Raw genomic sequence first — 13,382 nt, forward strand, 5'->3', positions numbered from 1 at the left:
TCCCTCTGTTAACATTCATTTTTTAAGCCTCCTGCAGCTGTCACAATATCCATAAAAGATCGTCCGGCTCTGATCGATCTCAAATCCGTGTTCATCCAGCACATGTCCCACAAAATGATCGATACATCCACACTGCAGAGGAATCGTATGCCCACATTCCAGACACACAAGCTTACCGTAATTCTTCCGCTCCTCATCACGTATAAAACGATACTGGGCAGGCGCTCCCTCCACAGACGGAACCTTCAGCACCGCTCCCTCCTTCTGCAGCCGCTCCAGTCCTCTGTATACCGTTGTCCTTCCAATCTGGATCTCTTTTCCACGAAGGAGCTCCATAAACTGATCTATGGTATAAAATGTATCTCCATATTCCTGCAGGCATTCCAGAATTATTTTCTGCTGCCTGGTGCTGTATTTCATTTTTTCTTCCATTATATTTCCTACTCTCTTCTATCAACTGCACCTTACATGGCAGATTTGAATTTGAAAACCGTTTTCATATTACATTCAAATAAGAATTTCGTCAAGATATTTTTGAAGGGAAATAATTTTTGGTATGTTCTTATAAAAGCACTTTATCTCTACCTTCTTTTATGATAAAATATAACCAAGACTTAACCAATAGAAAGAAGGTAGACCTCTATGAAATCACAGCGACTGGACATGATCGAAGAATATGTGCTGGAGCATAAGAACGCTTCTCTCGATACATTATGTGAGAAATTCAACGTATCCAAAAACACCATCAGAAGAGATGTCGATATCCTTCTGAAACGTGGCAGTATCATGAAAGTATATGGCGGTGTCGCAGCACTCGAAACTCCACAGACTCTTCCCCTTCTGTCTTACGAAGAGCGTGGCGGACGTTTTCCTGACGAAAAGAAAGAAATCTGCCGCCGTGCCGCAGAGCTTGTGGCAGAAGACGATACCATCTATATCGATACAGGTACAACCTGCCTGAACCTGGTTGATTTTATTGCAGATAAGCACTGTACGATCCTGACCAACAGCCTGCTTATTTTCAACAAGGCAGCATCCTATCCGAACCTGGATATCATTTCCGTTCCCGGAAAGCTGAACCGCAAGACCCTGTCCTTCACAGGACCGGATATCAATGATTATCTGCAGACCTACAACATTTCCATGGCTTTTATGGCCTGCACAGGTGTAACCATGAAGAGCGGACTTACCAATGCCAGCGCCGAGGAATACATCACCAAAAAAGCCATTGCAGAGAATGCCAACAGCATGATCCTTCTTGCAGACCATTCCAAATTCGGCCGGATCTCTCTTATGACCTATTCTTCCATGGAAAAGCTGGACGCCATCGTAACCGACCAGTCACTTCCTGAAGAATACGACAGCTTCTGCCAGGAGCACGGCATCCGTGTTATGACGATCGATTAAATCGGATATTGGCCCTAAAAAACGGTGCATCTGCCGGAAATCCAGCAGATGCACCGTTTTTGAATATGCTCATTTCATTAGAGGATTTTATCTGAAAGGCAGATCTTACCCGATCTGCCTTTCAGTGTCATAAATTTATTTATGAAGCTTTCTTAAGCCTCAGTACTTCCTTCCCATGTGCCGACCTTTCTCTTTCCGGCAGCTTCATCGAACCAGTGTGTTGTAACTGTTTTTGCTCTTGTGAAGAAACGATAGCCATCTTTTCCGAGAACGTGCAGATCACCGAAGAAGGAATCCTTGTTTCCGGAGAATGGGAAGTATGCTGTCGGAACCGGGATACCTACATTGATTCCTACCATACCGCCATCTGTCTCCATAGCGAATTTACGGCTGTAATATCCGCTCTGTGTAAAGATACAGGAACCATTTGCAAATGGATTGGCATTCATGACTGCGATGCCTTCCTCGTAATCCTTTACTCGTTTGATACAGGTTACCGGTCCGAAGATCTCACGGTTTCCAACTGTCATCTCAGGTGTTACATGATCAAGAATTGTCGGTCCTACGAAGAATCCGTTCTCATATCCCGGAACTACTACATTACGTCCGTCAAGTACAAGCTCCGCACCCTCATCGATACCCTTCTGGATCCAGTTGCAGATCTTCTCCTTATGGCCTGCATTTACAACCGGGCCGAGATCGGTATCTTCATCATATGCACAGCCAAGCTTCATAGCCTCTGCTTTTTTCTTAAGAAGTGAAACAAATTCGTCTGCGATACTATCCTGTACGCATACAACCGGAAGAGCCATACATCTCATACCTGCGCATCCGTATGTAGAGTTGATGATCGCATTAACAGTAGCCTCAAGGTTGCAGTCCTCAAGTACAAGTGCATGGTTCTTTGCCTCACACTGTGCCTGAACTCGTTTGCCATGAGCTGCTGCCTTGGAATATACCTGTTTACCAACACCTGTTGTTCCTACGAATGTAACAGCCTTTACTCTCTCATCTGTAAGAAGGATATCAGCCTCTACACGGCTGCAGGTCACAAGGTTTACAACACCCTTCGGGAATCCGCCCTCTGTATAGAAGAGCTCCATGATCCTCATAGCTGTAAGTGGTGTCTGGGAGCTTGCTTTCAGTACTACTGTATTTCCACATGCAATGGAAAGCGGAACCATCCAGCCCCATGGGATCATTGCCGGGAAGTTCATCGGAACAATACCAGCAGTTACTCCAAGTGGTTTGCGATATGTAGCTGTATCATATCCTGTAGTTACCTGCATTGCAGCATCGCCCTGGATCATTGTCGGAAGTGCACATGCCTCTTCTGTAGGCTCAATTGCTTTCTGAACATCTCCTCTTGCCTCTTTGATGTTCTTTCCGAGCTCTTTTGCACAAAGTACGGAAAGCTCTTCCTTATGAGCATAAAGAACATCTCTCCATCTGAACATATACTGCTGTCTCTTTGCAAGAGAAAGTGAGGACCATTCCGGGAATGCAGCCTGTGCGGAAGCGATCGCCTCTTCTACCTCATCCGGTGTACAGCAGGGAACCTGCGCGATCACCTCACCTGTACTGGAATCTGTAACATCCATGTATTTCTCTGCCTTTGACTCTTTCCACTCACCGTTTACACAGTAACCCATTTTTTTGATCTCGGCCATTTTAAGACACTCCTTTCGTGCTTACCTTTTTATTCTTAACTTCATAAAAATTTTAGTCATTCTCGTTTTGTTCTGGTCACAGATTATCATTTATTTTTAATTTTGTCAATATAGTATGGTTATATTTTGAGTATATTTTTCAAAATTATGTGTTAATTTATTCACATTTCATGATATTCCATGTTCCCTGTATAAACTCTTGAAACGCATGCATTTACAGCCATAAAACTGCATCGTGTCTTGTCGTTTTTTATTCCATTGTGAGAGCAAAAGTTACTCATTTTTGTTATTTTCATAACACACCATTCCACACACACTATTTATTGCTTCCAGCTACGCTGAGGCTTTTAGACCTGTGCAATCGGATTCACAGACAAGTAAGGGGTATCGTTGTTCTGTTACAATTACAGATTCCTCTGCTCCCGGCATATTTCCTCTGTATTTTCCAGGAACAAGAAAATACATCTGTTCGTACCTTGCGGACACGCTCATTTTCATGACCGCTCGCTTCTTTTCACGGCTTATTGCACCTTTACATACAATCCTGCGCCTGCTTATCTGATCTACAGCATTTTCATAAATTACTGCAGCAATCAAAAAAACAGGATACGGTTATCGTATCCTGCCTTAGCTTTTCATTTTCTGTTTTTCACATATTTCTGACTAACCAAATATGGTCTGCACCAGCTCCATATAAAACACCGTTCCCCCTCCTATGCTGAGCAATGTACTCTTCTTCCATTTATGTAATACCACAATGAACAGTATTGCGATCAGCTCCGGCAGTCCGTAATGCGTACTTTCCGTCACATCCTTCAGACAAAATACCACCAGCAATCCGATCACTGCACAGGGCAACACTTTTCCCAGATAGGTGATCACAGCCGGCGGTTCCTTTCCTCCCGGGAATATGATAAACGGCAAAAATCGCGTTGTCATAGTCCCCAGGACCACTACCACAACCGTTATGATCTGCTGTGTTATTGTCATAGTCATTCCTTATCCCTCCTGTCCGGCTATATCCCAACTGTCATGCCTGATATTCTCCTGACTTCTGTATACGTTCTTTTTTTCTCTTCTCCTCATGCTTCTTCATTCCCAGGAAGCATAAAACGATCGATGCCATTGACGGAAGGATAAACTTCCCGCTTCCAAAGATCACCAGGCAGATCACAGAGCATACAATTCCGACCAGCGCCGGCTTATGATCTTGTGCATCTTCCCACTGATCAATGAACATAACCACAAACAACGCAGTCATGACAAAATCCAATGATGTACGACCCTTTCTGTTTTACAATTTCCACAGCTGATGCTGCCCGTCCATGGTAACAAGATCTCCCTCATTGATATCTCTTTCGTACAGGAGGCCGTCATCATGTCGCAGACTTGTTTCATTTCCATTTTCATCTTCCATCAGCACTACTGACATAAGTGCTTCACCCGGCTGCCGCTCTTCACAGCCGAAATCCATGTCTTCTTCTATCTTCAGAACCTTGTACTGCATGATCAGATTTCCTCAAGCAGCACATCGTTAACGGCCTCATAAGCGTCCTCGAGCGCATCCAGTGCCTCTGTCAGCGTGTCCATCTTCCGGCTGTCCGCATTTTCTTCCTCATAGGCTTCTATCACTTCAGCCATTACATCCTTCAGCTCTTCCAGTGAATTTGCAATGTCCTGCAGCTTCTGATCTTTATCCTCTTTTGATGTGATATTTACGATCTTACTCATGATCCTTCCTCCTGTCGCTTTACTCTCATTCTTTATTCTGATCCTTTATCCTGCATATATCATGCTTTGCATGTCATACTCCACATTTACCCATTGTACCATATCCTGCACGCATATGCATCGGATATGTTTTCTATCTGCTTTATATAATACCACCGAATTCATAAAAAATTTGGTAAAATCTTACCAAATTACCCGTCTTAGTCTGTTTATACTGATTTTTCCACTCCGGTCTGGTATAATCGATCTAAAGGAGTTTTTCAATTTACAAACCACTCCTTTCCCATTACAAGGAGGCATATTGCCATGAAAGAAAAAACAGAAACCTTTAACCAGGGAAAAAGATATTTCTTTTATATTCTGATGTTCGCCATCCTTGGCTGGTTCATTTTTATGCAGATCTTTGGTGCGAATGAACGTTCTTCCGACACCTCAGCAGCCTCTGTGATCTATTCCGGTACCGTTACCTGGCAGAAACCGGATGGAACCACCCAGGAAATCTCCGTTCCGGGCACCTACAAGGTTCCCGTCGGTGACACGATGGTCCTCACCATCCAGCTTCCCGATGATCTTACAGATACCTGCTTTGCCATCCGTTCTTCCTTGCAGGATGTGGATTTTTATGTAGGGGACAACCTCAGGACCAGCTACTCCACGCATAAAACAAGGCTTGTGGGCAAAAACTCCGCCAGCCGTTATGTTTTCTGCCCGGTTTATGCTTCCGATGCCGGCAAAGAGCTCCGTATTGAACTGACCACCTACACCTCCAATTACACCGGAGTTGTCAATCCTGTTTACTGCGGAAACAAGGCAGATATCTGGATATATATTTTCAGCAGATACGGACTGGAAACCTACATTGCTTTTTTTATCCTGTTTGCCGGAATCGTCACGATCCTGTTCAGTTTCGCTCTAGGATTGGTCTATCATACACGATTTGACACGGAATATCTTGGATGGTGCATGGTTATGGGCGCCGTCTGGATGCTGGGTGAATCCAAGCTCCGTCAGTTCCTGGTCCCCAACGCTTCCGCTCTCGGATCTCTGTGCTTCGTTATGATCCTTTTGTGTCCGCTCCCGATCCTGTTTTTTGCGGACAGTCTCCAGAAAGGGCTACATCACAGATTTTATGTCTGTCTTGGAAGCATCGCAATGATAAACTTTGCAGTCTGTACGATCCTCACTGCTGCAGGTATCGCAGATTATATCGAAACCATGCCTGTAAGTCACGGAATCCTGGCGATCACCGTTGCCACAATATTTGTACACCTTTTCCAATATATACGCACCGAAAAAAACAAGGCCGACCGGCTTTTGCTCATTGGTCTGCTGGCAGCGATCCTGTGTATTGCCGTTGAGGCAACCTCCGTATACTTTGTCACATTAATGTCCGGACTGTTTGTGGGCGCCGGCATGCTGATCCTGCTCTTTGTCAATATTGTAAGAGCCATCAAAAATGTCCAGGATATAGAACTGAAACGCCAGCAAAGCGAAATCCGCAAAAACCAGGAACAGAATGAAAAAATGTCTCTGCAGATGATACAGACCCTTTCCACCACCATTGAGGCAAAGGATGCGTACACCCGCGGTCATTCCTACCGGGTTGCACAATATGCAGCCCTGATCGCAGAGGAGCTGGGCTGGACACCGGAGGAGATCCTGAATCTGAAACGGGCTACTCACCTTCACGACATCGGTAAGATCGGTATCCCGGATCCGTTCCTGAACAAACCGGCACAGCTGACCGATGATGAATACAACCTTATAAAAAAACACACCGTCATCGGTGCCGAGATCCTGAAGGATATAACCCTGATCCCGCATGCGGCAGAAATCGCAAGAAGTCACCATGAGCGTTATGACGGAAAAGGCTATCCGGACGGGCTGGCCGGAACAGAAATCCCCATCCATGCCCGGATCGTGGCTGTTGCCGACTGCTACGATGCCATGAACTCCCGCCGAATCTACCGTAATGCGCTTCCACCGGAGGTTGTTTACGAAGAATTCCGCAAAAACCGTGGTACACAGTTCGACCCGGAGATCACAGACATTTTTCTGAAACTGCTCAATGAAAAACGGCTGCCTCAGTGGGATCCTTCCCAGGAAGAACCGGACACCTATAACCTTCCGGATATGCAGCTTACCGTCAGCAAATTCATCTCGGACATAATGGCCACCATAAAAAGTCAGGAAGACGCAAAAAGCTATGATTTCCTTACCGGTCTTCCCATGCGTAACCTGGGCGAACGTCTTACCGCGGAATTTATGCAGACACATGATGGATGTCTGGTATTCCTTGATATGGACAACCTAAAAAAGATCAACGACATCTATGGCCACAAAGCCGGCGACCGTGCACTGAAATGTCTTGGAAAGCTGCTCCAGAAACGGGCAGATCAGGGAATTTCCTGCAGACTTGGCGGAGATGAATTCCTGATGTTCCTTCCGGACACAGATCCTGATTCCCTGTCTCTGCAGATGGACGATCTGTTCCAGAAATTTCACACCATCACTACCGATGATCCGGAACTCCGGTTTGCCACACTGTCCGCAGGCCTGTGTCTGTGCAGCACCGATGATTCCTTTGAGGACTGCTATTCCAAAGCAGATAAAGCTCTGTATTACGTAAAACAAAACGGCAAAAACCAGTTCTTTTTCTACCAGCAGATCGACCGTAGCACTCTTGCGGCATCCGGTTCCGGAAAGGATCTGGCGCTTGTGGCAGAGTCCCTTCAGAAAAGCGGCATCTATGTAGGTGCTCTTGATCTGAATTACCGGGATTTCGCACGACAGTATGAATACATGAGTCAGCTTGTCACACGCAGCCAGTGCAGATGTTATCTGGCGATGATCACCATCGAGACACTTGTGGATACAGTTCCTGATATCGAATCCATTGAGCAGGCTCTGGAGTATATGGAACAGGCCATCCGGCAGAATATCCGCCGTGTGGATATCTGTACACGCTACAGTTCCCTGCAGTATCTCATCATACTGTTTGAGCCTGACGAAACGCATATCCCTGACATCATAGAACGTATTTTTACCCAATATTACTGTCAGTGTGACAGCCATGATTTCCAGCCATCCTATGAATACCTGGAAATATCTCCACAGGAGTTATAAATACTCCCATGGCATGGACATGATAAAGCCATAACGAAAAAGAGGCCGTACTTGACGGCCTCTTTTTTGTTAAAGTTTTGCAAAATATCATTAAGACGTGGCTCTGGAATTTTCCTGCATGAAACTTTTTCCGTATGTTCGATACAGATAAACCGCCATGAAAATAGTCACGGCTTCTGCCAGCGGCATCGTCATCCAGATGCCTGCAACCCCTATAAGCTTTGGCAGGATCAATATGAACACAGCCACCAGGATCAAAGAACGCATTGATGAGATCAATGCCGAAATAAAACCTTTTCCCAGGGCAGTAAAATATCCGGAAAGAAATACATTTAAACCAATAAACAGGAAAACCGGACTAAACAGCTTCAGGCCATCCCATGTCAATGTAAATACATTTCCGTTCCCGACGAATAAATGGATGATCTGTTTTCCAAATACAAGAGATACTGTAAGGATCAATACTGAACTGATGGCAATCGTAATAAAACTATATCGTGTTATTTCTCTGATCTTATCATGATTTTCAGAGCCATAATTATAGCTTATGATCGGAGCTGCTGCAACGGCAATTCCCATATAAAAAGCGATGAAGAAATAGTAAATATACATAATGATCGTCACAGCCGCAACTCCATCTTCACCAAAATATTGCATGATAATAAGATTAAATAAAAATGTAGTGATCCCGGTAGACATCTCCGTCAGCATTTCACTGCTTCCATTGGTGCAGGATTTCAGAAGAACACTCATGTCGGTCTTCGGTCTGCAAAACCTTATATGGCTGTATTTCAGAAAATAGATAAAGCCAATCAACATGCTTACTGTAATGGAGAGAAATGTTCCCCATGCAGCTCCAAGCGTTCCCAGTCTGAATACAGCCACAAAAATATAGTCGAAAACAATATTAAAAGCCAGACCTGTCAGAGACATGATCATTCCGATGTACGATCTCCCATCCGTCCTCACAAGATATTCAAAAAACAGCTTGAATGACATCGAAACTGATCCTAAAAATATGACAAATGCGTATGGCACCACATGCTCCATCAGGCGCTCACTGCTTCCTAAAAAAATACAGATCGGTTTCAGAAAAAGGATTCCCACAGCTGTAAAAGCAACTGAAAGTACGAACAGCACGATCGTGATAAAAGTAAATATCTCATTTGCTTCCTGTTCTCTTTTTTGTCCCATCCGCTCTCCTATGATGGCACCTGATCCCGTTGCAAGCATGACAGATGTTCCGAAAATAACACAGGTGATCGGAATAACAATATTAATTCCTGCAAGCGCGTCAGAGCCTGCATACCGTGATACAAAAAATCCATCTATCGTTGTATAAAATGATAAAAAGATCATGGTCAGCACTGATGGAACCAGATATTTTAAAAATTGAGGATAAGACATTTTTGCCTCAAAGTATTTCATTTCTATAAAAACCTCCTGCTTAGTTACATAATCAGTCAAAATCTCTGGTAATGTTCGTAAGCCATTTATTTCTGAAATAGTGGATGAACACCACAGGCATTTTTTCGAACTCATCCAGGGTCATTATAAAATATACCCAGACAGGCGGCAGTTTTAAAACATATGCTGCAAGGAAGGTGAGAGGAACTGCAACAAGCCACATAAATATGGAATCTACGATCATTCCGAACCTGGAATCGCCACCTCCTCTGAAGCATCCGCATATAAGACAGGTATTGATACCCTCTCCTACAAGACGCCAGGTTGTCATGATTATAAAAATACCAAGATAATAAATGGCTGTCTCTGTCAGTTTATCCCGGTAGAAGTCCAGTATCATAGGGCGGACTGCCAGAATAATGGCACATCCGATGAGACTTACGATAATTGTTATTCTCAGCATACGTTTCCCATATTCTCTGGCTGTGTCCTTGTGATCTTTACCAAGCTCCTGGCTGATAATGATGGTAGTAGCATTGGCAAAACCGCGACAGGCGATGGCACCAATGTTTACCACCATAACAGCAACGGCATTTGCGGCAACCATATCATCGCCAATGTGGCCAAGGATCGCTGCGAACGCTGAACTGGCAAAGCTCCAGACAACATCATTTATCACAGCCGGAGAAGCAATTTTCATAAAGTCCCTGAACAGAATACCGGATTTCGCACAGAAATATTTTATCCGAAATCTGACATCGGAGCTGTTTAATGAATAGATGAGACAGATCAATACCTCTGCGATCCTGGCAATAACAGTACCAAGGGCAACACCGGTAACACCAAGCTTTGGAAGTCCAAACAGGCCAAAGATAAAGGTGGCATTACAAAATACATTGACGCAAAGCGATACAATGTATGTAACAGAAGGCAGCATTATTTTTCCGACACTTCGAAGGGCACTCATGAAAACCTGAGAGAATCCCATAAACATAAAGGAAAATGAGATCACCTTCAAATATTCGCTGCCGGCAGCAATCGTATCCGGACTGTTTGTAAAAATCTTCATGATCGTAGTCGGCATGGAAAAGGAGATAACGAAAAATACAAGAGAAACGATCAGTGAGATCCGCTCCGCCAGGCCGAGAATCTTTTCTACTGTCTTTTTATCACCCTTTCCCCAGTACTGGGCACATAAAACCGAAGTACCTGTAGCCATACCATAATACAAACAGAAAAGAATAAATGTGTACTGGTTGGCAAGAGATGAAGCTGACATGGCAGTCTGGCTTACATATCCCAGCATTACAGTATCCGCAACATTTACTAATGTTCCGATCAGATTTTGGATCATGATCGGAAATGCTAATTTTGATGCATATTTTAAAAAATCTTTTTTATTCAGCATCGGTCAGATCCTCCGTGAATTCCGATAAGATATTTACTTATAAAGAACAGTATATCATATACCCTACAAAACCGCGAGGTTTTTTCAGTACTCTTTCCAATATAATCCTCAATTGTATACTATATTTCGCCCTCTGGTCATATTTCCATTGTACATAAAAAAACAATATCACTTTAACGCAAAAAATCATTCTATTTTTTCACTTCTATGATATAATATTTTATTGTGAAACTAATAAAACGAGGTGAACCAGGTGAAGAAAAAAACAATTGTACCTCTTATCGTTTTTTTACTGGGCATATGCCTTGTTGGTTTAATTGTATACAAAATAGACTCACATGAAACTGAACAACAACACATAAAAGCACAATTAAATGCAACAACCTACGGCGAACGTATAAAAAATGAGATTACAAATGGAATTGCGATCACAGATACGCTAAAGCAGATCCTGATCAGTGAAAACGGAAAGATCAGTCAGTTTGACACAATTGCGGAAAATATTATGTCTGACGTTATTGAAAGCATACAGCTTGCTCCGGATGGTAATGTAACAGATATTTATCCTTCTGAGGGAACGGAAGCGAGTAAGATCAATCTGCTCCAGGATAAAGATTGCAGCAAAATTTCCTGTTACGCAAGAGACAATCACGTGATCATTACACAAGGTCCTTTCGATTTAAAACAGGACGGCTGTGGAATTGCTGTCCGCAATCCAGTCTACCTGAAAGATGAAAACAACCAGGAATATTTCTGGGGATTTACCATTGTTATCCTACGTGTTCCTGACATTTTTTCAGATGCGATCAGTGCACTTTCGGATTTCGGATATGAATACAGGCTCTCAAAAACCGACGCTCCCTGGAACGATACTTATAAAGTTGTTTATCAGTCAGACGACCAATTAACTCCTACTGTTTCTTATGGTTTTACGATAGGGGAAGAGAACTGGACATTAGAAGTAGCTCCTGAAAGCGGATGGAGAGACCTTAGATTACTGGTAATCGTCGGCGGAATGTTTACTGCTGTCGTTTTACTTTTCTCAGGTCTTACCCGGGTATGGTTAGTATCGAAAGAAAATAAAAACAAATTTCAAATACTGGCACACACAGATTCTCTCACCGATATTTACAACCGCTATGGATTTGATGAATTAGCCGAAAGGATGATCACTAAAAATCCAAAAACGCATTTTGTGGCCGCACTCCTTGATATTGATGACTTTAAGTTTATTAATGATATTTACGGACATGTCTATGGAGACAGGGCACTAAAGAGTCTTACAGATAGCATGAAGGCTTTTTTCCCAAAAAACACATTACTGGGAAGAAACGGTGGCGATGAGTTCTGCATTCTTCTGCCGGATCATACCTATAAAGAAGCGGGAGAACTGCTGCTGCAATTTACCAAGCTTCCAAAGACATTTTCATGCAAGGGAAAAGAATATCCGTTTTTTATTTCTCTCGGATATGCAGAATATCCAACCTTTGCATCCAGCCGTTCACAGCTTATGCGCTGTGCAGATGCAGCACTTTATGAAATAAAGCTTCACGGAAAAAACGGATGTATGGCTTACAGGGAGGGACTCCGGTCAGGAGTCCGCAAACAGCTCGGATTTGCATTCAAGGATATCTCTGAACACCTTCCGGGTGCATTTATCATATACAGAGCGGCCAAAGATGATGATGAACTCCTGTATGCAAACCATGAGTTCCTTCAAATGACCGGATATAAAACTATAGATAAACTCTTCAGCCTTACAAATAAAAGCTTCCACAACCTGATCCATGAGGATGAACAGCAGCAGATAGAAGCAAGCATCTGGAAACAGATCGATGCCGGCAATAAAAATGATTACATCCACTTTCATCTTCGAAAAGCGGACGGCACTTACCTTTCTGTTCTTGATCACGGAAGGATTGTGGACAGCCAGCAATACGGAAGAGTATTTTATGTATTGTTTATGGACTGGGAAGCTATGCATGTTCATTACAGTGATAAATTTTCCGGCTAAGATACAGACATCTCAGTCTGTGTCTTAGCCGACTGTTTTTTTCCTGAACAATTCAACCATCTTATAATATGTATTCCATCTGTCTTTCTTTTGTCCGCATTCCCATTTTTTCATAAAATTTTTCTGCTGAAGTATTTCCTGCCCACACATTCAATGTCACTTCATAGCATCCCAGCTGCTTTGCTTCTTTTTTTACATATTCAAACAGGCTTTCCCCAATATGCTGTCCTCGTGTCTCCTGATCGACACACAGGTCATCTATAAAAAGAGATTTAAACGGTACCATATTGTTTGAAAAAGGCTGCTCCTTTAATTGACAAAATGCATACCCCACACAAACATCAGCCTCATCCACTGCAACATATACTGGCTTTTCTTCATTTTTCAAAAGCTCTGTCAATTCGTCTGTCGTATATTTTGTTGTGCCCGGAATAAAGATATCAGGCCTTATATCTGCATGGATCTGCAGCACCTGTCCTAACAATTCCAGGATCCTCGGAATATCTTTTTCTTCTGCTTTTCTGATGAGCATATTTTTCCTCCTGTTTTTCAATAACTGATTTCATAGATTCTTTATACATACACCATAATACCATCGTGTGAACGCTTATAACAATAG

General features: G+C 43.1%; 12 protein-coding genes. 3 read left to right on the forward strand and 9 right to left on the reverse strand.

Annotated features, from left to right (window positions below; all coding sequences use genetic code 11):
• Positions 1-15: 15 nt before the first annotated feature.
• A complete protein-coding gene (locus NE671_RS08265; RefSeq protein WP_015526434.1) occupies positions 16-432 on the reverse strand; it encodes a Fur family transcriptional regulator in 417 nt (138 codons plus the stop codon).
• Between the two features lie 210 nt (positions 433-642).
• Here NE671_RS08265 and NE671_RS08270 point away from each other — a divergent pair, with 210 nt between their 5' ends.
• Positions 643-1,407, forward strand: a complete 765-nt coding sequence (locus tag NE671_RS08270; RefSeq protein ID WP_173746523.1) for a DeoR/GlpR family DNA-binding transcription regulator — start codon at positions 643-645, stop codon at positions 1,405-1,407.
• 152 nt (positions 1,408-1,559) lie between these two features.
• Here the strand turns inward: NE671_RS08270 and NE671_RS08275 are convergent, their stop codons facing one another.
• The 5 genes from NE671_RS08275 to NE671_RS08295 all read right to left on the reverse strand — a co-directional run bounded on the left by NE671_RS08275 (position 1,560) and on the right by NE671_RS08295 (position 4,808).
• On the reverse strand, positions 1,560-3,077 hold the full coding sequence (locus NE671_RS08275) for a CoA-acylating methylmalonate-semialdehyde dehydrogenase (protein WP_021651218.1): 1,518 nt from the start codon (positions 3,075-3,077) through the stop codon (positions 1,560-1,562).
• 663 nt (positions 3,078-3,740) lie between these two features.
• Positions 3,741-4,067: a branched-chain amino acid transporter permease gene (locus NE671_RS08280; RefSeq protein ID WP_274603394.1), complete on the reverse strand. Its 327-nt coding sequence runs from the start codon at positions 4,065-4,067 to the stop codon at positions 3,741-3,743.
• 40 nt (positions 4,068-4,107) lie between these two features.
• Positions 4,108-4,350, reverse strand: a complete 243-nt coding sequence (locus tag NE671_RS08285) for a hypothetical protein (RefSeq protein ID WP_173722242.1) — start codon at positions 4,348-4,350, stop codon at positions 4,108-4,110.
• Between the two features lie 21 nt (positions 4,351-4,371).
• Positions 4,372-4,584, reverse strand: coding sequence for a hypothetical protein (locus NE671_RS08290; RefSeq protein ID WP_015526438.1), 213 nt, complete (start codon positions 4,582-4,584; stop codon positions 4,372-4,374).
• A 2-nt stretch (positions 4,585-4,586) separates the two neighbouring features.
• On the reverse strand, positions 4,587-4,808 hold the full coding sequence (locus tag NE671_RS08295; protein ID WP_015526439.1) for a hypothetical protein: 222 nt from the start codon (positions 4,806-4,808) through the stop codon (positions 4,587-4,589).
• Positions 4,809-5,114: 306 nt separating this feature from the next.
• Here NE671_RS08295 and NE671_RS08300 point away from each other — a divergent pair, with 306 nt between their 5' ends.
• The gene (locus tag NE671_RS08300; RefSeq protein ID WP_256163860.1) at positions 5,115-7,934 is read left to right on the forward strand and encodes a bifunctional diguanylate cyclase/phosphohydrolase; all 2,820 of its coding nucleotides are present in this window, start codon (positions 5,115-5,117) and stop codon (positions 7,932-7,934) included.
• Positions 7,935-8,024: 90 nt separating this feature from the next.
• Here the strand turns inward: NE671_RS08300 and NE671_RS08305 are convergent, their stop codons facing one another.
• Positions 8,025-9,362 carry an MATE family efflux transporter gene (locus tag NE671_RS08305; protein ID WP_158526439.1) on the reverse strand — a complete coding sequence of 446 codons (1,338 nt, stop codon included), beginning with the start codon at positions 9,360-9,362 and terminating at the stop codon, positions 8,025-8,027.
• A gap of 31 nt (positions 9,363-9,393) precedes the next feature.
• Complete coding sequence (locus tag NE671_RS08310; RefSeq protein WP_059086577.1) at positions 9,394-10,749, reverse strand: MATE family efflux transporter; 1,356 nt, start codon at positions 10,747-10,749, stop codon at positions 9,394-9,396.
• 253 nt (positions 10,750-11,002) lie between these two features.
• Between NE671_RS08310 and NE671_RS08315 the strand changes: the two genes are divergently transcribed.
• Entirely contained in the window at positions 11,003-12,763 is a 1,761-nt protein-coding gene (locus NE671_RS08315) for a diguanylate cyclase domain-containing protein (RefSeq protein ID WP_256163862.1), read from the forward strand.
• Positions 12,764-12,824: 61 nt separating this feature from the next.
• On the opposite strand, the gene NE671_RS08320 is transcribed toward NE671_RS08315, so the two are convergent.
• Positions 12,825-13,295, reverse strand: coding sequence for a GNAT family N-acetyltransferase (locus tag NE671_RS08320; RefSeq protein ID WP_256163864.1), 471 nt, complete (start codon positions 13,293-13,295; stop codon positions 12,825-12,827).
• Between the last annotated feature and the right edge of the window lie 87 nt (positions 13,296-13,382).

This window comes from Blautia sp. DFI.9.10, from assembly GCF_024461705.1.
In the GTDB taxonomy this organism is placed as follows: Bacteria; Bacillota; Clostridia; order Lachnospirales; family Lachnospiraceae; genus Blautia_A; species Blautia_A fusiformis.